At 58.7% G+C, this 25,290-nt stretch carries 14 protein-coding genes; 5 read left to right on the forward strand and 9 right to left on the reverse strand.

The window, feature by feature from the left end:
- Positions 1-75 precede the first annotated feature (75 nt).
- Positions 76-1,044, forward strand: a complete 969-nt coding sequence (locus tag LIO64_RS05780) for a PEP-CTERM sorting domain-containing protein (protein WP_290548488.1) — start codon at positions 76-78, stop codon at positions 1,042-1,044.
- 151 nt (positions 1,045-1,195) lie between these two features.
- Here the strand turns inward: LIO64_RS05780 and clpB are convergent, their stop codons facing one another.
- Positions 1,196-3,778 (reverse strand): ATP-dependent chaperone ClpB, encoded by a 2,583-nt coding sequence (gene clpB, locus LIO64_RS05785; RefSeq protein WP_290548489.1) that lies wholly within the window; start codon positions 3,776-3,778, stop codon positions 1,196-1,198.
- A 187-nt stretch (positions 3,779-3,965) separates the two neighbouring features.
- Here clpB and LIO64_RS05790 point away from each other — a divergent pair, with 187 nt between their 5' ends.
- Positions 3,966-5,573 carry a putative Ig domain-containing protein gene (locus tag LIO64_RS05790; protein WP_290548490.1) on the forward strand — a complete coding sequence of 536 codons (1,608 nt, stop codon included), beginning with the start codon at positions 3,966-3,968 and terminating at the stop codon, positions 5,571-5,573.
- Between the two features lie 103 nt (positions 5,574-5,676).
- Here the strand turns inward: LIO64_RS05790 and kdpC are convergent, their stop codons facing one another.
- From kdpC to LIO64_RS05820, 6 genes are all read right to left on the reverse strand, one after another.
- The gene (kdpC, locus tag LIO64_RS05795) at positions 5,677-6,243 is read right to left on the reverse strand and encodes a potassium-transporting ATPase subunit KdpC (RefSeq protein ID WP_290548491.1); all 567 of its coding nucleotides are present in this window, start codon (positions 6,241-6,243) and stop codon (positions 5,677-5,679) included.
- Positions 6,244-6,272: 29 nt separating this feature from the next.
- Positions 6,273-8,384, reverse strand: coding sequence for a potassium-transporting ATPase subunit KdpB (gene kdpB / locus LIO64_RS05800; protein WP_290548492.1), 2,112 nt, complete (start codon positions 8,382-8,384; stop codon positions 6,273-6,275).
- A 33-nt stretch (positions 8,385-8,417) separates the two neighbouring features.
- The gene (kdpA, locus tag LIO64_RS05805; RefSeq protein ID WP_290548493.1) at positions 8,418-10,118 is read right to left on the reverse strand and encodes a potassium-transporting ATPase subunit KdpA; all 1,701 of its coding nucleotides are present in this window, start codon (positions 10,116-10,118) and stop codon (positions 8,418-8,420) included.
- Between the two features lie 113 nt (positions 10,119-10,231).
- Positions 10,232-11,008: a TonB-dependent receptor gene (locus LIO64_RS05810; RefSeq protein WP_290548494.1), complete on the reverse strand. Its 777-nt coding sequence runs from the start codon at positions 11,006-11,008 to the stop codon at positions 10,232-10,234.
- 205 nt (positions 11,009-11,213) lie between these two features.
- Complete coding sequence (locus LIO64_RS05815; RefSeq protein WP_290548495.1) at positions 11,214-11,912, reverse strand: response regulator transcription factor; 699 nt, start codon at positions 11,910-11,912, stop codon at positions 11,214-11,216.
- Positions 11,913-11,930: 18 nt separating this feature from the next.
- Positions 11,931-14,609, reverse strand: a complete 2,679-nt coding sequence (locus tag LIO64_RS05820; protein ID WP_290548496.1) for a sensor histidine kinase KdpD — start codon at positions 14,607-14,609, stop codon at positions 11,931-11,933.
- A gap of 196 nt (positions 14,610-14,805) precedes the next feature.
- On the opposite strand from LIO64_RS05820, the gene LIO64_RS05825 reads away from it, so the two are divergent.
- The 3 genes from LIO64_RS05825 (at position 14,806) to LIO64_RS05835 (ending at position 19,977) form a co-directional block, all read left to right on the forward strand.
- Positions 14,806-17,946: an exo-alpha-sialidase gene (locus LIO64_RS05825; RefSeq protein ID WP_290548497.1), complete on the forward strand. Its 3,141-nt coding sequence runs from the start codon at positions 14,806-14,808 to the stop codon at positions 17,944-17,946.
- 390 nt (positions 17,947-18,336) lie between these two features.
- On the forward strand, positions 18,337-19,293 hold the full coding sequence (locus tag LIO64_RS05830) for a hypothetical protein (protein ID WP_290548498.1): 957 nt from the start codon (positions 18,337-18,339) through the stop codon (positions 19,291-19,293).
- Between the two features lie 132 nt (positions 19,294-19,425).
- Entirely contained in the window at positions 19,426-19,977 is a 552-nt protein-coding gene (locus LIO64_RS05835; RefSeq protein WP_290548499.1) for a PEP-CTERM sorting domain-containing protein, read from the forward strand.
- Between the two features lie 318 nt (positions 19,978-20,295).
- Here the strand turns inward: LIO64_RS05835 and LIO64_RS05840 are convergent, their stop codons facing one another.
- The gene (locus LIO64_RS05840) at positions 20,296-24,090 is read right to left on the reverse strand and encodes a glycoside hydrolase family 2 TIM barrel-domain containing protein (protein WP_290548500.1); all 3,795 of its coding nucleotides are present in this window, start codon (positions 24,088-24,090) and stop codon (positions 20,296-20,298) included.
- Positions 24,091-24,229: 139 nt separating this feature from the next.
- Positions 24,230-25,270 carry a lipid A deacylase LpxR family protein gene (locus LIO64_RS05845; protein ID WP_290548501.1) on the reverse strand — a complete coding sequence of 347 codons (1,041 nt, stop codon included), beginning with the start codon at positions 25,268-25,270 and terminating at the stop codon, positions 24,230-24,232.
- Positions 25,271-25,290: the final 20 nt, after the last annotated feature.

Raw genomic sequence — 25,290 nt, forward strand, 5'->3', positions numbered from 1 at the left:
CCTTTTCCCTCTTTAGACGACAGTAACGGAGTTGCCGGGTTTTCTTACGGGAGGGTTTTTATTATTTTTCTATTTATGAAAAGCTCATTCCGGATTGGTATCATTTGCACTGTCTGCTGCCTGGGGAACATTCCTCTCTCGTCTGCTGTACAAACAGTCAATATAGGCTCCACTTTTTCATGCACCTTCCTGGATTCCGGGGACCAGGGATTTTTTGATTCGGCGAGTACCCATAACTGGACCCAGGATCAGATAGACTCTGCCATACGGGCGTTGACCACATGGGATAGCTTAATTGAGTCCACCCCGGGCAGAACACTTAACGTAGGCCTCACCTGGTACGACGGAGCCAATTCCTCCACTCTTGCCTCCGCCTATTCCCCTTATTCCTACTATTTGTCAAACGTGCCGCAACAGGTTTCCACACGGGCGGAGTCCGTCTGGCGCGATGGGGTCACGAGTACTACCACAGGCTACGATATTTACATCCAGTGCAATACCTTTCATTTGAATTCTCTTTATTATGAGGCCGCCTTATCGGCGGAGCATACGGGAAAATATGATTTTCAAAGCATCCTGACCCATGAGGTGGGACATACCGTAGGGTTTCTTTCCCTGGCGACACAAACCGGCACTTTCCAGGTCCAGTCCGGAAATGATCCAAAAGCCTACAGCACCATGCTGTATACCAGGTACGATTCCCTGTTAACCAACCAGGAAGGCCAATCCATCGTGGAGAAGGCCGGCAACGGGAATACGGCATTTACACTTGGAGAAACCCTGTCCCTGGGCGATACGGGGCTCACCGCCTATAACCCCACCACCTGGCAGCCAGGGTCCAGCATGGCCCACATTGACAGCGCGAGCGATCCGGACGCCCTCATGCAGTATTCCATTTTACCGGATACCTACCACCGCACCTTGACGGATGGAGAAATGGAATTGATGCGTTCCATGGGCTGGAACATGGTTCCGGAACCCGGCACTGCCACGCTTTCCCTGCTGGGACTGGCTGCGCTCGCCTTACGAAGACGCCGCTGCTGACGGTTTCCTTTCCCGGATTTTCCTTTCACACCGGCCAGGCGGCAGTTTCCCTTTGGCCACCTGGGAAGGGATTAATATCAGAAGGGCGCTCCTGTCAGGGAACGCCCTTCACGGTTTTTCCGGCAGCACACCGGAAAAGCAGCCTTTTCAGTTATTTCTTTTCCTTGGTAAAGTCAAGCTTGCCGCCCTTTTCCCTCACCACGATTTCCGTTCCTTCCGGGAAGTCGCCTTCCAGAAGTTTAAGGCTGAGGGGGTCCAGCAGGTCGTGCTGGATGGCGCGCTTGAGCGGACGGGCGCCATAGACGGGGTCAAAGCCATGGTCCGCCACCAGAGCCGTAGCCTCCGGAGTCATGCGCAGGAACAGGCCCTTGGCTTCCAGGCGCTTGCGGACACGCTGAAGCTGAATGTCCACAATGCCTTTGAGTTCTTCCGCCGTCAAGCGGTCAAAGATGATGATTTCATCAATGCGGTTCAGGAATTCCGGGCGGAAGTGGCCGCGCAAGGCTTCCATGGCCTTGGCTTCCCGCTGTTCCGCGTTGGATTCATTCAGGATGTACTGGCTTCCGATGTTGGAAGTCATGATGATGACCGTGTTGCGGAAGTCCACCGTACGGCCCTGCCCGTCCGTGATGCGGCCGTCATCCAAGACCTGCAGAAGCACGTTGAAAACGTCCGGATGGGCCTTTTCAATTTCATCAAAGAGGACCACGCAGTACGGACGGCGGCGCACGGCTTCAGAAAGCTGGCCGCCTTCTTCATAACCCACATATCCGGGAGGCGCCCCGATCAGGCGCGCCACGGAGTGTTTTTCCATGTATTCGGACATGTCTATGCGGATGATGGCGTTTTCACTATCAAAGAGGAATTCCGCCAGCGCCTTGCTGAGTTCCGTCTTGCCCACGCCTGTGGGCCCCAGGAACAGGAAAGAGCCGATGGGCCTGTTTTCATCCTGCAATCCCGCACGGGCGCGCCGCACAGCGTCGGAGACGGCCTTGACGGCCTGTTTCTGCCCGATCACGCGGGCGCCCAGCCGTTCTTCCATGTGCACCAGCTTGGCGCGTTCCCCTTCCTGCAGGCGTGCGGCGGGAATGCCGGTCCAGGTGGCCACCACCTTGGCGATGTCCCCTTCCGTGACTTCCTCCTTCAGCAGGCCTCCGTCCTCCCGCTGCATCTTATTAAGCTTTTCCTTGCCTTCCGCCAGGGAGCGTTCGGCGGCCGGAAGCTCACCGTACGTGATTTCGGAGGCACGGGTCAGATCCCCCATGCGCTTGGCCCTTTCGCTTTCCAGCTTGAGGGCTTCTATTTTTTCCTGTTCCACGCGGACTGCATCCAGAACGGCTTTTTCACTCTTCCATTTGGCAATCATGGATCCGGATTTTTCCTTCAGGTCAGCCAGATCCTTGGTGATTTTTTCCAGCCGCGCCTTGCTGTCGGCATCCTCCTCCTTCGCCAAGGCCTGGCGTTCCATTTCCAGCTGCATGGCCTCGCGTTCAATCTGGTCGATCTCCGTGGGCATGGAGTCCAGCTCAATCTTGAGCCTGGCCGCCGCTTCGTCCACCAGGTCCACCGCCTTGTCAGGCAGGAAACGGTCGGAAATATAGCGGTCGGAAAGGGTCGCCGCGGCCACGATGGCGGCGTCCGTAATGCGCACGCCATGGTGGACTTCATAACGTTCCTTCAGGCCGCGCAGAATGGCGATGGTGTCTTCCACGCTGGGTTCCGAGACCATGACGGGCTGGAACCGGCGTTCCAGGGCCGCATCCTTCTCAATGTATTTGCGGTATTCGTCCAACGTCGTCGCGCCGATGGTCCGCAGTTCACCGCGCGCCAGCGCGGGCTTGAGGAGGTTGGAGGCGTCCACCGCCCCTTCACTGGCGCCAGCGCCCACAATGGTATGCAGTTCGTCAATGAACAGGATGATTTCACCGTTGGAGTCCGTCACTTCCTTGAGGAAGGATTTCAAACGTTCTTCAAATTCCCCGCGGTACTTGGCCCCGGCAAGCATGGAGCCGATGTTCAGGGAGACAATGCGCTTGTTGCGCATGCTTTCCGGCACGTCTCCGTTGACAATGCGGCGCGCCAGGCCTTCCGCAATGGCGGTCTTGCCCACGCCGGGCTCCCCGATAAGCACGGGGTTGTTTTTGGTCCTGCGGGAAAGGATTTGAAGGACACGGCGGATTTCCGTGTCGCGGCCGATAACGGGGTCAATCTTGCCGGCGCGGGCGCGGGCCGTCAGGTCCGTGCCGTATTTTTCCAGCGTCTGGTACTTCCCTTCCGGATTGTCGTCCGTCACGCGCTGATTGCCGCGCACTTCCTTCATGGCGGCCAGGTAATTGTCCTTGGTCAGGCCAAAGGTGTCCGTCAGCTGGTGCACCTTGTTCTGGGAGTCCAGGGCCCCCAGCATGAAGTGCTCCACGCTGAGATAGTCGTCCTTGAGTTTTTTGCGCTCTTCTTCCGCGGCGTGCATCACCGTAGCCAGGTCCCGCCCCATCTGGGGCTGCGTGGTAGATCCGCTCTGCGTGGGCTCATGGGCCACTTCCCGCTGGGCCGCCTGTAAAAGCAGCCCCGGATCACAGGAGGCCTTCCGGAGAATGGGAGAGAGAATACCGCCTTCCTGCTCCAGCAGCGCTACTAAAACGTCCAGAGAGGAAATTTCCGGCTTCCCGAGCCGCCCGGCGGTTTGTTGCGCCTGCATCAGCGCTTCCTGAAATTTTGTTGTTAGATTGTTAAGCATGGTATGTTGGTAATTTAGACATAAGAATACCTGCAAGCGTTGAATGGGAAAACAGGAATTTTCCCGTTATCCACATTTTTTTTGACGCGTCATATTTTGTATCATATGATTCCTCACTTCGCCTATTCTAAAGAATCCGCTCTTGATCCGCATCCCTTATTTTCCCATTACCATTTCTTCTTGCTCCATGATCCGCATTCACTTCCTTCCGTTGCTTTGCGCCGCCTTGCTTCTGGCCCGGACAGACGCCTTCGGCGGCGAGATGCCTTCCCCCTATCCGGCTCCTGAATCCGGAATCCGCCTGACTCCCCCCGAATCAGCGGCTCCGTTCCTCAATGAACCACGGCTTTTCGGAGCCCGGCCCGGCTCTCCCATTCAGTTCGCTATCTGCGCCAGCGGAGAACGCCCCATGAAATTCGCCGCCGCCAACCTTCCCCCCGGCCTGAAGCTGGACAGGGAAACCGGCGTGATCACCGGCAAAATCAGCCGTCCGGGAGCTTATACCTTTTCCGTGCAGGCGGCCAACAGCCACGGCAAGGCAAACGGCACCGTCACCCTCCGCATCGGACAGGAAATATGCCTGACACCGCCCATGGGCTGGAGCAGCTGGTATTCCTACAGCGGCGGCGTGAGCCAGGAGAATATCCTGAAAACCGCCCGTCTGCTCGTAAGTTCCGGATTGGCCCAGTACGGTTACAGGTACGTGAATATTGACGATTGCTGGCAAGGCGCCAGGGGCGGCAAATACCGCGCCATCCAGCCCAACAAACGTTTTCCGGACATGAAGGCCATGTGCCGGGAAATCCATACCCTGGGACTGAAAGCAGGCATTTATTCAACTCCGTGGATGGGCACTTATGCCGGCTACATAGGCTCCTCCTCCCCCAATCCCCAGGGGGATTATTCCTCCCTGGCCCTTCCGGAAAACAAACGTCCGCAGCCGGACCAGCTGTTTGGAAACTGTCCGGGTTCCCAACGGCTGGGAGCCGCCAAAGTCGGCCCCGTCTGGATGGTCACCCAGGATGCCAGACAGTGGGCGGAATGGGGTTTTGATTATATCAAGATGGACTGGTACCTGATCGACGTGCCAAATACGGAAAGAATCGCCGCGGATTTGAAAAAAAGCGGCAGGGATATCGTATTGAGCGTCTCCAATTCCACCCCGTTTGAGATTGCCGCCCCCATCAGCAGGCTGACCAACGTATGGCGCACCACAGGGGACATTGAAGACCACTGGGGCAGTTTGAAAAAGATTGCTTCTTCCCAGGAAAAATGGCAGCCCTACACCAGGCCGGGACATTGGAATGATCCGGACATGCTCCAAATCGGCCGTCTGGGCCAGGTTGGGAAAGCCAACACCACATTCAAACCCACGCGCCTGACGCCGGATGAACAGTATTTCCAAATGTCGTTCTGGGCCATGGTGTCCGCTCCGCTGATTATTTCATGCGATCTGGAGCATCTGGACGATTTCACCCGGGGCATCCTGTGCAACCGGGAGGTGATCGCCGTCAACCAGACGTTTTACGGCCCGTCGGAAAAGGTCTTATCCCAAAACGGATGTGAAGTCTGGCTCAAACCGCTGGGAAAAAACCGCACCGCCGTTGGTTTTTTCAATACGGGCAATGACCGCCAAACCATTAACGTTCCCCTTTCCGGCCTCAGGCTCAAGTCTCCGCAAAACGTCCGCGATTTGTGGAAGCAGGAGGACGCAGGCACCGTAAGCCGGGAAATGAACGTACAGGTTAATCCGCACGGAGCGGCCCTGTTCCTTCTGGAGGGTAAAAATAAATAACTGCCCGGACCTGGAGAATGATGCGGAACCAAGGCTCCGGCTGGCGCCGGGCGATTTTTCCGCCAGGGTATTCTCCAGGCCGGGCAGGAATAATTACATCCCACTAATCACGGGGCAATTTATCCAGGGCGGCGTTGAGAGTCATCACGTTGATTACGTTTTCCCCCAGAATGCCGCCATGGTGGAAATGGCCGGCTACCAGCTCCCGGACCTTCGCCGGGGCCAGGCCACGGGCCGCAGCCACGCGGACTACCTGGAATTCCGCGGCTTCCGGGGAAATGAAGGATTCCAGTCCGCTTCCGGAAGCAAACAGGAGATCCGCAGGAACAGGGGTTTCCGCAGGAAGTCCGTGGGCTTTCAGCAAGGCGCTCCTGCGTTCCGCCACCGTCTTCACCAGTTCCCCGGAGGTCCAGGAAAGGTTGCTGGCTCCGGAAGGCATGGTGGCGTAATCCCCGGCGGAAGGCCTGGGCCAGAAGTACCTGGCGGAAGTAAAGGGCTGGGCGATGAGCTCCGAGGCGATCACGTCCCCCTGTTCATTGCGGATCAGGGAACCATGAGCCTGATGGGGGAACAGGACCAGACTGACAAGCGTGACGGCCACGGGATAAAGGCCGCCGGTGATGACGGCCAGCGCCAGAAACAGGCGCAGATTGGGAAATGTCCATTTCATAATGATTCAACAGGTTGATTTTTAATTGTTCAGACGAGGTGCAAGGCAGTGACGGCCATGTCAATGAGCTTGATGCCGAGGAAAGGCGCCACCAGACCGCCCACGCCGTAAATGAGGATGTTGCGCTTCAGCAGGGATGAGGCTCCCGCCGGGCGGTAGGAGACCCCCTTCAAAGCCAGCGGAATCAGCGCTACGATGATCAGGGCGTTGAAGATAACGGCGCTGAGAATCGCGCTTTGCGGGGAGTGCAGCCCCATGACGTTCAGGGCGGAAAGCGGCCCCATGGCCATGCCGTCAGCCACAAAGAGGCCTGCGAACATGGCGGGGATGATGGCGAAGTACTTGGCGACGTCATTGGCAAAGGAGAAGGTAGTCAGCGCACCGCGCGTAATCAGCATCTGCTTGCCTATTTCCACGATCTCAATCAGCTTGGTCGGGTTGCTGTCCAGATCCACCATGTTGCCCGCCTCCCGGGCGGCCTGCGTGCCGGTATTCATGGCAACGCCCACGTCGGCCTGGGCCAGGGCGGGCGCATCATTGGTCCCATCCCCGGTCATGGCCACCAGATGGCCTTCCGCCTGTTCGTCACGGATGCGCGCCAGCTTCATTTCCGGCGTGGCTTCCGCAATGAAATCGTCCACACCGGCCTCCGCCGCAATGGACGCGGCCGTCAGGGAATTGTCTCCCGTCACCATCACGGTGCGGATCCCCATGGCACGGAGGTGGGCAAACCGTTCCTTGATGCCGCCCTTGACGATGTCTTTCAGATAAATGACGCCTAAAACGTCCTTCCCACGGGCCACCACCAGAGGCGTGCCACCCGCACGGGCGACGTTCTGCACGGTCATTTCAACTTCCTGAGGGAAGATCCCCCCCTGTTCTTTCACCCACTGGGCCACGTTTTCCGCAGCCCCCTTCCGGATGGAAACGGCCGGCTGGCCGTCATGGTCCGCAATGTCCACGCCGCTCATGCGGGTGGAGGCGGAGAACGGAACAAAGGTGATGTAATCCGCGTCCATGTGGCGGCCACGGATTCCGAACTGTTTTTTGGCCAGCACCACAATGCTGCGGCCTTCCGGCGTTTCATCAGACAGGGAGGCAAGCTGGGCGGCTTCCGCCAGCTGCTGGTCCTCCACGCCGGGCGCGGGCAGAAATTCGTTCGCCATGCGGTTGCCGAAGGTGATGGTCCCGGTTTTGTCCAGCATCAGGACGTCGATGTCCCCGGCCGCTTCCACCGCGCGGCCTGAAGTAGCCAGCACGTTCCGGCGCACCAGACGGTCAATGCCGCTGATGCCGATGGCGCTCAATAGCCCGCCGATCGTCGTCGGAATCAGGCATACCAGCAGAGCCGCCAGCACAGGCAGGGAGATATGGCCGTCTGCGTTGAAACCCAGCGCCCGTGCCGAATCCTCAATGTAACCGGCCATGGCAGGCAGGGAAAATACGACGGCCATGAAGACAATGGTCAGCGCCACCAGCAGAATGCTCAGGGCGATTTCATTGGGGGTCTTTTGGCGGCAGGCTCCTTCCACCATGGCGATCATGCGGTCCAGGAAGGTATTGCCCGGCTCCGCCGTGATCAGGACGACGATGCCGTCGCTAATCACGCGGGTTCCGCCCGTTACCGCGCTCCGGTCGCCGCCACTTTCACGGATGACCGGAGCGGACTCCCCGGTGATGGCGGATTCATCCACGCTGGCGATGCCTTCAATCACTTCCCCGTCCAGGGGAATGACGTCCCCGGCTTCACACAGGACTTTCTGGCCCTTGCGGAGTTCGGAAACGGAGACGATTTCTTCCGTTCCCTTGTCCGTCAGCAGGCGGGCGTTGACATAGACGCGCATTTTTTTCAGGGCGTCCGCCTGGGCCTTTCCCCTCCCCTCCGCCAATGCTTCCGCAAAGTTGGCGAACAGGACGGTAAACCATAGCCAAAGCGTGATTTGCAGGGTAAAGCCGAAGGGCTGCCCCGCCGCGATGTCCCTGATGAGCACGATGGTGGCGACCAGGGCGCCGACAGCCGTGACGAACATCACGAAGTTCCTGGACAAGGCGCGCGGATCAAATTTGCGCAGCGCATCCCAAAAAGCCGCTTTCAGCAGGGTTTTGTCACACCAGGATTTGTTTTTCTTTTCTTCTTTCATGATTTTAAAATCTGGGTTGTCAATGGGTCCTCCTTACAGCACGGTTCCCGAATACAGGAGCAGGTGTTCCAGAACGGGCCCCAGGGCCAGGGCGGGGAAAAAGGTGAGCGCACCTACAATCAGCACCACGGCTACCAGCAGCACCATGAACATCAGATTGTCCGTGGGCATCGTGCCCCGGGCCGGCGGCGCGGCCTTCTTGGAGACCATGCTTCCGGCAATAATCATCACCGGAATGATGGCGCCGAAACGGGCCAGCAGCATCGCCAGGGCGCCCAGCAGCGGGTAGAAAGGCGTATCGCCCACGGCCAGGCCCGCAAAGGCGCTGCCGTTGTTCCCGGCCTGGGAGCCGAAGCAGTACAGGATTTCCGTCAGTCCGTGGGGGCCGGCATTGCAGATGGATTCCCTCCCCACTTCCGTGGCGGCGGCCAGGCCGCTCATCACCAGCACGGCGATGCCGGGCAGAAGGACGCCCACCATGGACCAGCGCACTTCCCGGGCTTCAATCTTTTTGCCCAGGAATTCGGGCGTGCGGCCCACCATCAGCCCGCACAGGAATACGGTAATCATGGCGAACATCAGCATGCCGTACAGGCCGCAGCCCAGGCCGCCGAAGATCACTTCACCCAGCAGCATGTTGAACAGGGCGATGCCTCCCGCCAGGGGGGACATGCTGCAGTGCATGCAGTTCACGGACCCGTTGGAGGAAGCGGTTGTGGCCACGGACCACAGGGAACTGTTCGTGACGCCCAGGCGCACTTCCTTGCCTTCCAGCATTTCCATGCCGGGGAAGAGCGGATTGCCCGCGTGTTCCGCCCATTGGGACAGCCCGATAGTCGTCACGAGCAGAAGCATCATGGCGCCGAAGATGATCCAGCCCTGTTTCTTTTTCCCGATCATCACGCCATAGGCGTACGGGCAGGCACAGCCGATCAGCAGCAGGGAGAGCATTTCAACCATGTTGCTGAAGGGCGTGGGATTTTCAAAGGGATGGGTGCTGTTGTTCCCAAAGAAGCCGCCGCCGTTCGTCCCCAGCTGCTTGATCGCCACCTGGGAGGCCGCCGGACCGTTGGGAATCACCTGTTCCACTCCGTCCATGCCGGCCACCGTCGTGGGTCCGTCAAAGGACTGCACCACCCCCTGGGAGACCAGCAGGAGCGCAACGATCACGGAAATGGGAACCAGGAAGTACAGCGTACTGCGCGTCAGGTCCGCCCAGAAGTTGCCCAGGGTGGAGGCGCATTTCCTTTTCAGCCCGCGGATCAGGGCGGCCATGACAGCAATCCCCGTGGCGGCGCTGACAAAGTTCTGTACACCGAGCCCGGTCATCTGGACGAAGTAGCTGATGCCTTCCTTGCCTTCACCGGAATAGAACTGCCAGTTGGTGTTGGTCATGAAGCTGACCGCCGTATTCAGGGCAATGTCCCACCGCATGTTTTCCGTACCGGCGGGATTCAGCGGGAGCCATTTCTGGCACAACAGGGAAAGAAACAGGATCAGGAATCCGGCGGCATTGAATAGAAGAACGGCTGCCAGATATTTTTTCCAGTCCATTTCCCTGGAAGGGTCTACACCGGCCACACGGTAGGTGCAGCGTTCCACGGGACCCAGAAAACGGGAAAGCCAGTTCTGCTTTCCCTGCAAAACATTCGCCAGCCACTTCCCGAGCAACGGGGTGAAGGCGACCAGGATGCCTATGAATAGGACAATGATTAACAAGTCGTGCGAGGACATAACGAAACTCTATACATTTTCCGGCCATGCCGGGTAGTTAACAAGGGGCTTCCGGACATTAAGAAAATGTTAAATTCCCTCCGGAAGCCCGTTTTTCCGCCACCCATCCACCTTTAGAACTCCACTCCCAGGCGGAACCCTACCCAGAATTCGTCACCGGCGTTCTTGCGCCTCAGCACCGTGGCCGCCTGGGAATAGTTGACGGAACCGGAAAGCGAATAGTGCTCCGCCCATTTCCAGGTGACGCCCAGGCTCCAGTCAATGCAGTTGGAACCGTCCGCGTAATCCACGTTATAGCCTCCATTGTATCCGTACCGGACCATGGGCGTCACGGTCACGTTTTCCACGGGAGACCATTCCAGCTGGACGAAGGCGCTGTAATAGGAGTCAAAATCCTGATGCTCCACCTTCACCTGGGTTTCCGCACCCACGGTCAGCCAGTCCGTTACCGAATAGGAGACCGTGAGGGCCGGATTGGCTACGTTGTAGTCTTGCGTAAAATAAAACTGGTGTTCGTACCAGGGATTGACCGTCCAGTTCCCCAAATTCCAGGCGTAGCCCAGCACCAGGTCCAATTCATCGTAATTGGCGGAATCTCCACCCGCATACCAGGCACTCAACGTGACATTTTTCCAGGAAACGGAGGGAGCCACTTCCCAGATGCCGCTGCCGGGCAGGCAATCCAGCCCTTCCGTCACGTATTTGCTGGACCACCCTGAGGAAAGGGAAAAGGACCAGTCACGATCTGTGGAAGGAATGGCGGATAACTGGTCCTTGGACAGAGGGCGGGAGAATTCCACGGCCGCTTCATTGCCCAGGCAGGCGGTGGTGGACATCATGGCGCAGCAGGCTGCGGCCCCTATTGTTGCTATGGCGTATTTCATCTTCATAGACGTGTTCTATACGCCCTGAATATACGCACCTTGTTGAAATACGTTAAGTTAAGACAAACCCCGCAAGCGTTATGAAAAAATATAGCCTGCCCCGTTTCCGCCCTGCTTCCCTCCTGCCATGCGGCGGCATGCCGCTCCTACAGGCGTAAAAACATTCCTGCATGTCTGTACCGCGCCTTTCACAGCGGCGGCAGGGAAAAAACTATTCGGCGCTGTCCGCCGCAATCCTGTAACCCAGGCCGGATTCCGCACGGATGATGCGGTTTTCCGGGTCGGAATCTCCCAGTTTCTGCCGCAGGTGCGCAATATGCACCCGCAGGTAGTGCGTATCCTCCTCATGCTGCGGGCCCCATACTTCCCGCAACAGCTGCCGGTGGGTCATCACCTTGCCCTGGTGGAGAAGCAAAAGCCGCAGAATGTCATATTCCTTGGACGTCAGGTGTATTTCCTCCCTGCCTTTTTCCACGCGCCGGGTGCTGAGATCCACCCGCACGGAACCCAGCCGGAAGGCGGAGGGTTCCCTGTCCGGCCGGTTCCGGCGCAGCATCACGCGCAGGCGCGCCAGCAGTTCCCTCCCGCTGAACGGCTTGGTCAGGTAATCGTCCGCCCCGGCATCCAGGGCGTCCACCTTCTCATCCTCCCGGTCCCAGGCGGTCAGAATCAGAATGGGCACCTGCGTCCACTCCCGGAGCTGCTTCAGCACTTCCAGACCGTTGATGTCCGGAAGGCCCAGGTCCAGAATAATGGCGTCCGGGCGTTTCAGAGCGGTCTCGCTCAAGCCCAGCTGCCCGTTCTCACACTCCCGGACATGGTAGCCGGCTCCGGCCAGGGTCAGGGAAAGCAGACGGCGTATCTGCCGTTCATCGTCAATAACCAGGATATCTGCGGGAGGATTGCTCATGGCTTCAGCGGCATGGAATCATTCTTCAGGAACATGATCATGCTCTTTCCAGGGAAGAGCAAGCCGGAAACAGGTTCCGGCGGAAACGGGAACCAGGGTGACGGTTCCCCCCTGCGCCTCCATGAAGCCGCGCACGATGGAAAGCCCCAGGCCCAGCCCTCCTGGACGCGTCGTCCGGAAACGCTCAAAAATATTCTCCGCCAGCTCCGGGGGAATGCCGGGCCCCAGGTCATGCACATCCAGCCACACCACACCGTTCACGGAATCGGTACCTCCCTGCAACGTGACAGGCGTTCCGGAAGGCGTATGTACGCAGGCATTCAGCAGCAGGTTGACCAGCACCTGCTCCATCAGGGAGAAATCCGCCTTGACCAGCGGATAATCCGGCGGCAGGGAAACGGAAACCGGATGATTCTTCCGCGCCTCCTTCGTTGCCGCCAGGGCGCCTTCCACCACGTCCCCCAAGTCGCACCAGTCCAGCCGGGGCCTCAGCGCGCCGGATTCCAGGCGGCTCACATCCAATAAATTCTTTACCAGGCGCCGCAAGCGCCGCGCAGCAGCCATGATTTCCGCATATTCCTCCCGTTCCTCCGGAGCGGCGGAAGAACGCCCGGACAGCTTTTCACAGCCTCCCTCAATGACGGCCAGCGGCGTCTTGAACTCATGGGAGACGCTGTCCAGCAGGGAACGGTGTAATTTTTCAGACTCCTCCATGAACCGCACCCGCGTTCCTTCCGCCCGCAATTCTTCACGTTCCAACGCCATGGCCAGCTGGGCCCCCATGCTTTCCAGCAAATCCTTCTGTCCCGCCGTCAGACGGTCCCCGTCCTGCGCTTTTACGCCCAGAACCCCCATGCAGTGCTCTCCGGACATCATGGGAAAATAAAACCCCTCCGCCACCGGAAGCGTATCCGTAAATCTTCCCGCCGGCTGCCGGTGCTCAAAACACCAGGAAGCCACGCTCCATTCCTTTTCATCCATGGGATAGGCTCCCCCGGCCTCGCAAAGCTTCAGCCGTCCGCCGCCGGAAGAGGGAACCATGGCCGCCATCCGTACGCCCATAATCTGGCTCATCTGGCCTACGGCTACGGAAACCAGGGAGGGGATGTCTGCCGCGGAGGCAATGGCGCGCGAGTATAGAAACAGGGCATTCGTCTTCTTTTCGCGCTCCCGCTCCTCCTGCTCCCGCACCCTCAGCCGTGACGTGAGACGCCCCGTAGAAAGAGCCACCAGGAAGAAAAACGCGCACATCAGGGCGTCTTCCAGCCGCTCTATCTTGAAGGTCAGCACGGGAGGGATGAACAGCAGGTTCCACAACAGGGCGCTGATGGCGGCCGCCATCAGCATGGCCCAGCGGGAACGGATGAAAAAGCCCAGGACCACTACACCCGCCAGATACAGGAATCCGGGGGCGAAATAACCGGTAAACGCGGAAATCAGCAGCCCGATCCCGGTAACAGCGGCCGTCACGCCTGCGGCCAGCCAGTAGTCCCGGCCGTATTTTTCCGTTTCACGGTGCCAGCTTTTCCACCCGCTCCGGGATGGCCCCGGAGCGGCGGGAACCACATAAATGTCAATCTGGTCGCTCCCCTTCACCAGCTTGTCCACCAGGGACATGGGCCGCACCAGCCCCCACAGGTAGGATTCCTGCGGCTTCCCCACCACGATCTGGCTGACATTTCTTAAAAAGGCCATGCGGAGGAGGGTTTCCGCCAGGTCGGAGCCGGGCATCACGATCACTTCCGCTCCAAGGCGCCGCGCCAGTTCCAGGTTGGCATCCAGCCGCTGCTGCTGCTCCGGGGAAAGAGCCGCCCCCGTGTCCACGGAAAGGGCGATCCACGGCGCATTCAGGGCATAAGCCATCCGCCGCGTCCAGCGCACCAGCCGGGCGGAAAACGGGCTGGGGCCCACGGCTACCATCAGCCGCTCCCCGCTGCGCCAGATGGAGCGGTCTCCGGAGATGGTGCGCACCTCCGTCAGCTCATGGTCCACCTTCTCCGCCATGATGCGCAGGGCCAGTTCACGGAGGGCCGTCAGGTTGGACTCCTTAAAAAAATTGTCCAGCGCGGCGGAAGCCTGCGGCGCGCCGTACACCTTCCCCTCCCGCAGGCGGGCGCGCAGCTGGTCCGGGGCAATGTCCACCAGCTGAATGCAATCCGCCTCCGCCAGCACGGAATCCGGAACGGTCTCCTGCACGGGAGCGGCCGTGATGTCATGCACGGTATCCGCCCGGCTTTCCAGATGCTGCACGTTCAGAGTGGTATAGACGTCAATGCCGGCGGCCAGAAGCTCCTCCACGTCCTGATAACGTTTTTTATGGCGCATGCCGGGCACGTTCGTGTGCGCCAGCTCGTCTACCAGGATAAGCCGGGGCTTCAGGCGCAGCGCCTCCTCCAAATCAAATTCCTCCATCTCCACGCCGCGGTAAACCGTCTTCTTCATGGGAAGGCGCGGCAGCCTTCCGATCAGCCGCATCGTGTCCTCCCGGCCATGGGACTCCGCCACGCCGATGATCACCTCCACCCCCTTGTCCGCCGCCTGGATAGCGGCTTCCAGCATGGCATACGTCTTTCCCACGCCCGGAGCCATGCCGAAGAAAATTTTCAACAAGCCACGGCCCGAACGGGATTCCTCCCTCCGGATGGAGGCCAGAATTCTGTCCGCCCGCTGGCTGTCCGAGTGCACTTCTGAAAACATGGAAAAAGGGGGAAGGAGTGATTGCCTCCTCAACAATGGATTCATGTTAGAGGAACTCTGTTCGCAGCACAAATAAAACAGACCAGAACAACCGTTAAAATTTTATTAATTTCCCCCCTCCCTTTTCTATTTCTGTTTTCATTTCCCGTCCTTTTCCGCTATCAAGCATTTTTAAAAGTTTTTTCTTTCCTTTCTCATGATGAACACTTTCCAGATCCTCCGCCGCACCCTCGTCTCTGCCGCCGTCTTGTTCTTCCTGTACCTGGGCGCCGGCATGACAAGGGGAGCAGACGAGGCCGTTTCCGAAAATTTTGATTCCTTCCCAACGGGCGGCTTCACCACCCTGGCCACCGCTCTGGGGACCATGACGGCGGAGAGCGGCCACGCCGCCATTGCTGACAACCGCTATTCCTCCCAGCCCAACTGCATGCGGCTGATAGGCCAGGGCGCCGGAACCAAAAGCACAGCCATACTGACGCTGCCCTCTCCCCTGACAGCCAGGAAAATTCTTTCCCTGAAGGGGGAACGCTGGACGGGCACCGATCCTTTTTCCTTCACCATCCATGCCGCGGACCGGGAAGGGAATGAAACGCTGGTCGTGGACGGTTCCTCCCTGCAAACGGGAAACAGCCCCATGGCCCAGCAGGTACAGGGAGTTCTCCCGTCCGGGACCGTCCGTCTTGTTTTCCGCTGTGAAGCCCCTGCCGATAAGGGCGTCCTTTTCGATGATCTGGTCCTTTCCCCCTTCCAGCCCTTTTCCAGCGCCGCAGAAGCATGGCCGGCCATGATCCGCATGGAGGCCAACGGCATCCTCCGCTTTTCCCTGACGAACGTCCCCGCCTCCTATGCCGGCATGTCCGTCACCGTGGACATGAGCCCGTCCGACGACCTGGCAGACATTGAAAGCGTATCCCTTTACACCGGAGACGCCAACAGCATTTACTCCGCTCCCGCCTATGGAGCCAGCGGCCACGGCGCCATGAGCTCCCGGGGCGTCCTCGCCAGCCCGGCCCAGCCGCCGGCTCCCGTCATGACTTTTCCTGTCACCCCGGGGGCGCTCGTTGACGGGCAGCAATACTATTTCTGGGTCAGCGTCAAGCTCAAGGATTCCGCCAGCATGGACCATAAGGTGGGCGCCAGAATCGCCTCCGTCACGGTGGACGGACAAACAGACGATTTTGCCGGCGGAGTAACGGCCAGGCAGCGGATAGGCTATGCCATCGCCAAGGCGAACGACCCTGTCTACGGAGGCCCCACGGAAGGAAAGACTTCCAAAAAATTCCGCATTCCGGGCATCGTGCGCGCAAAGAACGGCGACCTCGTCTCCGTCTTCGACATCCGCTACGACGGCCGCAACGATATGCAGGCCAATATCGACACGGGATGCAGCCGCTCCACAGACAACGGCCGCACCTGGACGCCCGTCCACGTGGCCGTCAACTTCAACCCTACGGGGGAGGCCTCCAACGATTATAATGCCGGCTACGGCGTCAGCGACCCCTGCATCCTGCTGGATGAAGTCAACGGAACCCTGTGGCTGGCCGGCATCGCCAGGCACGGGCTTGCCTCCTCCAAGGCCAACGTGGACGTGGAAAGCCTGGAAACCGTCCAATACGTGGTGGCATGCAGTACGGACAACGGCCAGACGTGGGGTTCCATTGATCCGGATACCGGGGAGTTTGTAAAAACGAAGCCCAGGAGCATCAACAAGGATATCAAGAACAAGGCCTGGAAGTCCTTTTTCCAGGGTCCGGGCCACGGCATCACCATGAAAAAGACGGTCAACGGCGTGCGCCCCATCGTCTTCCCTTCCCAGATATGGACGGGAAGCAGCGGCACGGGCACTCCCCAGTCCTGCATTATTTACTCCCTGGACCGCGGGCAGACCTGGATCAGCGAGGACACCGGAAAATCCGGCACGCTGGGCATTGGCGCCGGCTCCAGCGAATGCGTGGTCACGGAACTCAGCGACGGCCGCCTGATGCTTAACGCCCGCAATGAAAACAGGAGCGGCTACCGGAAAATCTTCACCACGGACGACATGGGCAAGACGTGGACGGCCCATGCCACCAACCTGAACTCCCTGCCGGAACCGGCTGCCTGCCAGGCCAGCCAGCTGGCCGTGGAAAACTCCGGAAACATCAGCCGGGCCCTTCTTTTTTCCAACCCCAATAGAACTTCCGCCCCGCGCGCCCTGATGACCCTCAAGGCCTCCTTTGACGAAGGCTCCACATGGCCCTCCGGCAGCCAGGTTCTTTACGATTCCCGCCCCTCCTGCGGCTATTCCGACATCTGCGAAACGGGGGACGGCCACATCGGCGTGCTTTATGAAGGGCTCAACGGGGATGAAAACCTCTTCTTCCTGCGCATTCCGTATGACGAATTCCTGCCTTCCCTGGACGTTCCCGCCGCGGGACAAATCATCCGCGTGGGAGCGGAGGGAACAACGGCGGCTACGTTCACCGTTTCCAGCGACGCTTCCTGGACGGCCTCCTCCTCCGCAGGCTGGATAACCGTCTCCCCCTCTTCAGGCTCCGGAAACGGCACGGTCACCTACAGCGTGGACCGCTGGGAAGGCGCAGGAGAACGCACGGGAACCATCACGATCTCCGTTCCCGGCATCCAGCCGGCCATCATGACCATCATCCAGTCCGGCAGGCAGCCTTCTCTCACCTTTTCCCCTCCCATCCTCATGCTGCCCAAAAACGGGGGAACAGCCGTTTTCTCCGTCACCTGTGACGCAGCGTGGAACGTATCCAAAACGGCGGACTGGCTGGACATCACCGGAACGCAGGGCGCGGAGACGGGCAACGGAACCGTGTCCGTTTCCGCAGCGGCCAATGCCGCAGCAGACTCCCGCACGGAGGAACTTTCCTTTTCCTCCTTCGGAACCGTCCGCTCCGCAACCGTGGTCCAACGCGGTCAGAAGCGCACCTGGGACGAATGGAAGGAGGATGAAATCGCCTCCCGGGACCCGGATACGGACCAGACAGGCGCCACTGATTCTCCCGCCGGAGACGGCATCCCCAACCTGCTGAAATACGCTACGGGACTGGACCCGCTCAAGCCCTGCGGAAGCGTCGTGCAGGTCTCCACGGAAAAAACGGACGGCGGCACCTTCCTGGTGCTGGCCTGGCCCGTCAATCCGGAGGCCACGGGAATCAGGCATCTGATGGAATCCTCCGCAGACCTTCAAACCTGGACGAAAATGGCGGAAGTGGAAACGGAAGGCAAAAGCGCCGCCATCTTCCGGGATACCGCGCCCATCAACGCGGAAAGTTCCCCGCGGCGCTTCCTGCGCCTGAAAATCTCCCGGGAAGAAGAAAACCCGCATTAACAAGGCGGAACCCTGCTTTCCACGGACACCGTTCCGTCAAGGGGGAAGGAGGCTTTCTTTTCCCGGTTCATCTTCTTCCGGCGCCAGCAGCGGAATGGGCTTCGGGACTCCAGCCGTTTTTCCGGAAGGGGAGAATGCACGGCAAATGGCTGACGGCGGAAAAATACGCCGGCACGCCTGAAATCGGCAATTTCAGCGCCTGCCGTGTTCTTGACAAATAGCAGGAGGTTTCATGCTCCCTTTTTTGAAAAAGCCGTTGAATAAATAAAATTTAAAATTCGGAATGTTTTTCCCTTTCTTAATTGACAAATCATTCCCCTTCTTCTTAATGATTTAATGTTTGTGAATCCGGTACATTGTTTACCAACATTTCTGTGTACATGCGCCCTGTTGACGGCTACAGCCGCTTCCCTGCATGCGGAAACAGCCTATAGCACGCCCTGCGGCTACATCCAGACGGAATTGTACGCCAAGGAAACGGGCTACCTGGGCCTGGGGGTGCATCCGGAAGCGCTGATGCAGCACACGCTTCAGGAAGAAAGTGTAGCTTATAAAGGCTCTGAAGTTACTATTACGGATTCCGACGTTGATTTTCAGGACTTGATGGACGAAAAATCCGCCTACGTCCTGGTCCTTCATTTCGGGGATGAAGCTCTTGCCCTTCCCCTGAACCGGGACGGATGGGAAAAACCGGGTTCCTGCTGGACGACACATGAAATCGTAGTAGACGACAGCCTTCTTTCCAAACTGGTTAAAACCGGCAAAAAGCCTGATTCCTATATTCTCCGCAAGGCGCGCACGCTGGATGACGTGCTTGGGTCAACCAATCAATTTGGATTAAAGAGCGGCTCCGCCATATCTGCAGATACAGTCAACATTTTCAATTCCGCAACCACCCAGCTGGCAATCTATTATGACGGAAGAGAATGGAAGCGGAGAGGGGCCGCGAAAAATATTGGAGGCATGCCCGTGTTCAGCCATGAACCCCTGACCATTACGCGCAAACCCGGCGACGACGTTACAGCCGTGGTCATCGGGGAAGTGTCCATGAAACACCAGAAGCTTGTCATGCCCAAGTCCAACTCCCTTCTTCACACCCGACTCCCGCTCGCCCAGACCCTGGCTGAAACTGCCCTGGAACTGCCGGACGACACCATCGTCAACATCCCCATAGGCGAAAAAAATGCCATGGTCAAGGTAGTTCGCCAGGGTGGCGCCTGGAAGCGCGACGACAACAAACAAGATGTTTCCAACATTCCCTTCCACGGGGCTTTCTCCGTCTATGACGCATCTTCCAAAACACCCGCCCATATCACGGTTTCCAATAAACACTTCACCAACAAATAACCGACTATGTCTTACCGCTCCTTTTTTACCGCCACTCTCGCCGCCTGCGCGGTCCTCTCCGGGGGTACTGCTTTAGCGGATAACTTTACTATCAGCAATGATTATTCTCTGATCAACTCCCTCGGGCAATCTTTGAACGGAGGAAAAGCCATCCTCGGCGCTTTCAACAGTGACACCTGGAGCTACGATATGGAAAGCTCCAAATGGATGTTCGAGGGGGAATCCTACAGGCAGGACCAGTTGACCTACAGCCAGCTGGTAAATATGCAGAACAGCTTCACCAACACATTGACTTCCATACCTAAATATCAAGACGGTACTGTCACCAATGGCAGCTTTGACCTGACGGGAGCATACGAGACTCCCTCCACCTTAACCACTCCCGTTTACTTAATGGTTACGGGAGAAACGGGCGAACTGGCTGTTTTTGTCTTTAAAAAAATAGCCGATGACTCCGTGTTAACTTACAGCGATGTGGATTTTTCCACCAGCCACCTATTCGACCTGGGCCTTACTACGCAGGATCGAGCGACTGAACTTGGTTATAGTTACTACATGGACTGCATTCTGGGAAACGTGGATAGGGATCTTAGAACGATTCAGCTTCTGGTTCCGGAACCTGCTACCGCCACACTGGGACTGCTTGGACTGGCCGCTCTGATGACACGCCGCAGACGGCGGTAACAACCTTTTCCCCCAGCCTCCGCATGGACACGCCTTCCGTGCGGAGGCTTTTTATACCCGGAAGTACCGCAGGCCCCGGAAAATAAGCAGGACCGTCCAGCCCGGCCTCCGTTTCACTGGATTTCACTTCCCTGTTCCGGAACGCCGCAATCCCTTGCGGCAAACGAACGCCGGAGGACGCATTTCACATGGATGGCCTGGCCTGTATCCACGGAATCTTTCTGCCGCCGCCGCTCCGGCAGCGTCAGGGGCCAGTAAAATGCCCCGCACGCTCTTTAAGAGCGGCGGGGCGGTCTTCAAGCGGTTGGGCCGCAGGAGTTATTTCTTAACGGGGATGATATCCAGTTCCGCTACGGCGGCGTAATCCCTGCCTCCCGCCTCACTGAGGGCGGAGAAGCGGAAATAGCGAGCCTTGACGGGCGCCTGGAACTTCACTTCCTGAAGGTCAGAGCTGTTCGGGAAGGCTCCCTTGGCGGCAGGCTGCCACTTCTCTCCGTCCGTACTCACTTCCACAGCATAGTCCTTCACGCGGCCGTTGGTGCTGCCGTCCTGCCGGGGCAGGTAGGTAATGCCGGAGAATTCCCGTTCCTTGCCCAGGTCCACGGCCAGCACATGCGGGTGCTTGGTTACGGTCTTGTTGTATTCGGAGTGCCAGAAAGTGCCGGGATCTCCATCAATGGCGAACTCGGCGTCCGCTTCACCCTGTTCCTGGCTGCTCACGCTCTTAACCGTGTACTTGTCCGTACGGGTCAGCATGGTCATATCCAGCTGGGCGGCGGGCACGCGGATTTCACCCTTGTAGGATTTGGAGGTGACGGGACGCATGAAGAAGGACAGCGGATAGGGCTTGTTGGCCTTGATGATGTCCCTGCTCATGGGGCCGGGGCCGCAGGAGGCGCCGCCCAGACCGCGCGTGGCGGAGGAGAGGACCAGCACGGTCTTATCCGTCGTCGTCGGCAGTTCCACGGGGTGGTTGGCCAGAATCAGGTCCGTCGTGGTGTAGGGAATGGCGGAGAAGGCGAACGGAGCGCCCAGGGAGCCGAAGAGCAGGCCCTGCCCCTGGTCATCCGTGACGGCCACCCAGCGGGTGTCTTCATGGTTGCCGCAGTCCTGCGGCCTGCCGTACGGGAAGAAGGAATCCCTGGCTGTTGTCTTGTACACGCCCAGCGGCATGCCGCTCTTGCGGTCCGCGTAGTTTTCCTCCGGTCCGCGGCCGTAGTAGGCCACGTTGCCCATGTTCGCCGGCAATTGGAGTTCATACCCCAGGCGCAGCAGTTCCAGGGGATTGCCGCGCGGAAGCAGCACGGACTGGCAGACAACGGTTCCATCCGCATAGATGGTCCATTCCAGATTGTTGATGAAATGGGTGTTCGTGTCGTTCAGAGGCTCTTTCTTGGGCGTGATGGTGGTCTTGGTGTCACCGTAGCCGCTGATGTTTTCAGCCTGCCTGCCGCTTACCTTGACGGATTGCTTAATGATGACGCTGTTGCCATGGTCCACGGCTTCATAACTGAGCAGTTCATGCTTCAGTTCACGGAGTCCGTTGGCCATGCTCTTGGCCATCACGCCCGGTTCATTGCTGGAGGCGGCGCGCAGGGCGTTCACCGCCATGGGCGTCTTGAACAGGGGCTTGCCGTTCACCGTGAATTGGGCCAGTTCTCCGGTGGCCGGATCAAACTGCACGGAAAAATCCTTGCCGGATACGGTGTGCTTGTCCGCGCTGAGGGTTACCTTGCCCGCGGGGGCCTTGAACATGGGAAGGTCTCCCTGGACGGGGAGCTGGAGCTGGTCAAAGGCCAGTTCATAGCCCTTCCCGGCCCATCCCTTGTCCTTCTTCAGCTTGTAGCCGATGCGCAGGGCATATTCCACGCCCGGCTTCCGGTTCTTCAGCTGGGGAATATCCGGCACGGGCACCACGATTTTTTCCCTGGGGCCGGCGGGAGGCGTATCCAGCCTGCCTTCCGCCACCACATTCCCGTTTTCCGTCAGGGTCCAGGTGATGTCATACGGGGACAGCTCCGTGAAGAAATTCTTGTTAAAGATGGAAATCCTGCCGTCGTCCGTCAGGGAGGTGGAGATGTTCTGATAGACGTGCTTGACTTCAAAGTAGCCCGGTTCCGGCGTGCGGTCCGCCAGGATGGTGCCGTTAAACACGAACTGGCCGCTGTTGGGATGGTCGTTGAAATCGCCGCCGTAGCAGATCATCTTCTCCCCGTTCGGCAGGGTCTTGTACAGGCCCTGGTCCACCCAGTCCCAGATGGAGCCCCCCATGATGCGGTCAGAAGATTCGATGGCCTCCCAGTAGTCCGCCAGGTTGCCCATGGCGTTCATCATGTTGTGCGCGTACTCGGAAATGTAGTACGGCTTCGGGAAATTCTTGTTGGCCGCCATGGAGCGCGTCCAGTCCACGGAGGGATACTGGTTGGAACCGAGGTCCACAATGTCGTTATTGCGCTCATAGTGGGTGGGGCGGGACATGTCCCTGGCCTTCAGGATCTTTTCCGCACTGCGGAAATTCTGGCCGGGGCCGGCTTCATTCCCCAGGGACCACATGATCACGCTGGGATGGTTTTTGTTGCGTTCCACCATCGCCATGATGCGTTCCACATGGGCCGGCATCCATTCCACGGGATGGGAAAGGGATTCCTTCCCGTAGTAGTAGCCGTGGGACTCAATGTTGGCCTCATCCTGCACGTAAATGCCGTACTTGTCGCAGAGGTAGTAGAAGTAGGGGTCCGCGGGATAATGGGAGCAGCGCACATGGTTGATGTTGGCGCGCTTCATCATCTTCACTTCCTCCTCCATCTGCTCCGGAGTCAGGTAGTGCCCGGTTTCCGGATGGCTTTCATGGCGGTTCACGCCCTTGACCTTGACCGGCTGGCCGTTCACCAGGAAAACGCTGTCCTTGATCACCACGTTGCGGAAGCCCACATGGGAGGAAACCATCTCCTCCGTCTTGCCGTCACGCTTCAGCGTCAGCACCAGGGTGTACAGGTTGGGATCCTCCGCAGACCAGAGCTTCGGCTTGGCGTAAATGCCCAGCAGGGAAGTCTTGAAATCCTTCATGCCCGTGATGCGCAGGGGTTTTTCCAGCACGCCGTCATACGGGGCGTCCTTGGGCTTGACGGGTTCCACCAATTTGCCGGCGGAATCGTAGAGGGCCATGGAGACCGTGCAGTCGTCCAGCTTCTCGGTCGCGGGGAACAGGTTGCGCACGTCCACCTCCACCTGGAGGCGCCAGTCTCCGTTCACGGAGCCGGGCTTGGCATGGTCAATGTTCAGGGCCCAGTCCCGCTGGTCCACCGGGTTGGCCTGCGCGAAAAAGTCGCGGATATGAACCTTCGGCAGTGCAAAAATGGAAACGTTGCGGAAAATGCCGGACAGGCGGAACATGTCCTGGCATTCCAGGTAGGCGCCGTCGGAATGGCGGTACACCTCCGCGGCTACCACGTTCTCACCTTTCTTGAGGTAGGGGCTGATGTCAAAGCGGGCGGGATTGCGGGAATCCTTGGAAAAGCCTACATAATGCCCGTTGATCCAGAGGTAGAAGAAGGAATCCACGCCGTCGAACTGCATGTACACTTCCCGGCCGTCCCAGTCTGCGGGCACTTCAAAGGTGCGGCGGTAGGAGCCTACGGGGTTCCGTTCCTTGAAGGACGTATAATTCTTGTTGGAGGGCTCCTTCATCACGTAGGGCCAGGAACGTTCAAAGGGATACGGCTGGTTGGAATAAATGGGGGTGCCGTAGCCCTGCGTCTGCCAGGAGGAGGGCACCTTGATTTCCTTCCAGTCCTTCACGTCGTAATCCGGCTTGTAAAAATCCGCCGGGCGGCTTTGGGGATCCTTGGCCCAATGAAACTTCCACTGGCCGTTCAGGGATTTCCGCCACTTGCTGTTTTCAGGCAGCACTTTCAGCGCGGACTGCAAATCGCTGAAAGACATGAAGGAGGCAGCGGGGGCTTCCTTGTTCAAATGCAGGTTCTGTTCCTGTTCCCATTCCAGCCCCGTGGGGGCGGGCGCAGGGGCGGAATCGCCCGGGGCTCCCAGGCCGCACATGGCGGAGCCTACCGCCAGCGCGGTACAGGATAAAAGCCAGGATCTGGTTGTTCTCATGAAGTCAATATGTGTCAGGGGTGATGTGCACAAACGGATTGTCCTGTTACATACGAATCCGCGATTCTAATTCTAACAGCAAACCCGCCATTTGCAAGCTGCCGTTGCGTTTGTGCACCGTCTGCGGGGAACGCAGCCGTTAAAAGGTATGCCGGAGCTGGAGAACGCCCACGCACTGCATGGACTCCTGCTGCGTGTATTCCTTCGTCATGTAATGCAGCCCGAAAAGCAATTCCGAGCGCTTGTACCGGAGACCGAAGCCATAACCCCATTCCCCCACCACGGGATACTTGTTCACGTACTCCGGGGAGGAGCGGAACACCGTGCCGTCCAGGTACAGGTCATGAGCCACGGCACGCACGGAGGCGTGCAGGTAGCCGTAATACCCCCAGTTGGAAACAGCCGTCCTGTTGTAAACGAACGGCGGCGCGGCGCTGGTTGCCCCGCGGATGCTGTTTTCCGGAGAGGTGTTGCCCAGATTGTAGCCGAAGCGGAAGGACATGCCGCCGCCCGCCTGTACCTTCACCGTACCGGCGTCCACGTGCCAGTAGGCCAGGGCGTCCGTTTCAAAACCTGAACTGTAGTGCTTCTCCAGCCCGCGCAGGCGGTAATAACGCTTGAAAAACAGATTGGCCGTCATTTCCCCGGGAAGCTGGCTTGACCAGCCGGGCCACTGTTCCATGCCCCACAGCTTATGAATGAAATGCTGGGAGCCTCTGGCGAGGGAATTCGTACCCGTCGTGCCCAGTTGCAGTTCCAGGGAATTGGCCCTGTCGTCATTCTTGACCAGGGAGGTAAGCCCCAGCGTCAGGTTGCCTACATAGGGATGCTGGTTGTACAGGGGATACGGGGCTTTCTGCTCCGGGGTGTACATGAGCTGGGTCAGGTCAAGCCCCCATTGCTGGCGGAGGTTGGGGGAACCGCTCATGCCCATGAAACGCCTCCAGGAATCCGAAGCGTTTGTGCCTCCCAGAACCGTTCCCAGCATGCCGGAAAAAGTGCGGCTGTCCGATGTGGTTCCGGACATCCAGGCAAAACGGACGCCGTTGGTATAATTGTCGTCATCTCCCACGAACATGTCGTTTTCCAGATGGAAGCTGATGACGGCTCCCTCCTGCGGCGCCTCTATCTGCTGGGTTCCTGCCTGAAGAGAAGCTACCGGCAACAAACCGGCACACATGCACAACGCTGCACATTTCA

This window comes from Akkermansia sp. (assembly GCF_020860705.1).
GTDB lineage: Bacteria > Verrucomicrobiota > Verrucomicrobiia > Verrucomicrobiales > Akkermansiaceae > Akkermansia.

Excerpts from the sequence above, each read along its gene's own strand:
- LIO64_RS05780 (WP_290548488.1), top strand. The coding sequence starts at position 76 with ATGAAAAGCTCATTCCGGATTGGTATCATTTGCACTGTCTGCTGCCTG.
- clpB (WP_290548489.1), bottom strand. The coding sequence starts at position 3,778 with ATGCTTAACAATCTAACAACAAAATTTCAGGAAGCGCTGATGCAGGCG.
- LIO64_RS05790 (WP_290548490.1), top strand. The coding sequence starts at position 3,966 with ATGATCCGCATTCACTTCCTTCCGTTGCTTTGCGCCGCCTTGCTTCTG.
- kdpC (WP_290548491.1), bottom strand. The coding sequence starts at position 6,243 with ATGAAATGGACATTTCCCAATCTGCGCCTGTTTCTGGCGCTGGCCGTC.
- kdpB (WP_290548492.1), bottom strand. The coding sequence starts at position 8,384 with ATGAAAGAAGAAAAGAAAAACAAATCCTGGTGTGACAAAACCCTGCTG.
- kdpA (WP_290548493.1), bottom strand. The coding sequence starts at position 10,118 with ATGTCCTCGCACGACTTGTTAATCATTGTCCTATTCATAGGCATCCTG.
- LIO64_RS05810 (WP_290548494.1), bottom strand. The coding sequence starts at position 11,008 with ATGAAGATGAAATACGCCATAGCAACAATAGGGGCCGCAGCCTGCTGC.
- LIO64_RS05815 (WP_290548495.1), bottom strand. The coding sequence starts at position 11,912 with ATGAGCAATCCTCCCGCAGATATCCTGGTTATTGACGATGAACGGCAG.
- LIO64_RS05820 (WP_290548496.1), bottom strand. The coding sequence starts at position 14,609 with ATGTTTTCAGAAGTGCACTCGGACAGCCAGCGGGCGGACAGAATTCTG.
- LIO64_RS05825 (WP_290548497.1), top strand. The coding sequence starts at position 14,806 with ATGATGAACACTTTCCAGATCCTCCGCCGCACCCTCGTCTCTGCCGCC.
- LIO64_RS05840 (WP_290548500.1), bottom strand. The coding sequence starts at position 24,090 with ATGAGAACAACCAGATCCTGGCTTTTATCCTGTACCGCGCTGGCGGTA.
- LIO64_RS05845 (WP_290548501.1), bottom strand. The coding sequence starts at position 25,270 with ATGTGTGCCGGTTTGTTGCCGGTAGCTTCTCTTCAGGCAGGAACCCAG.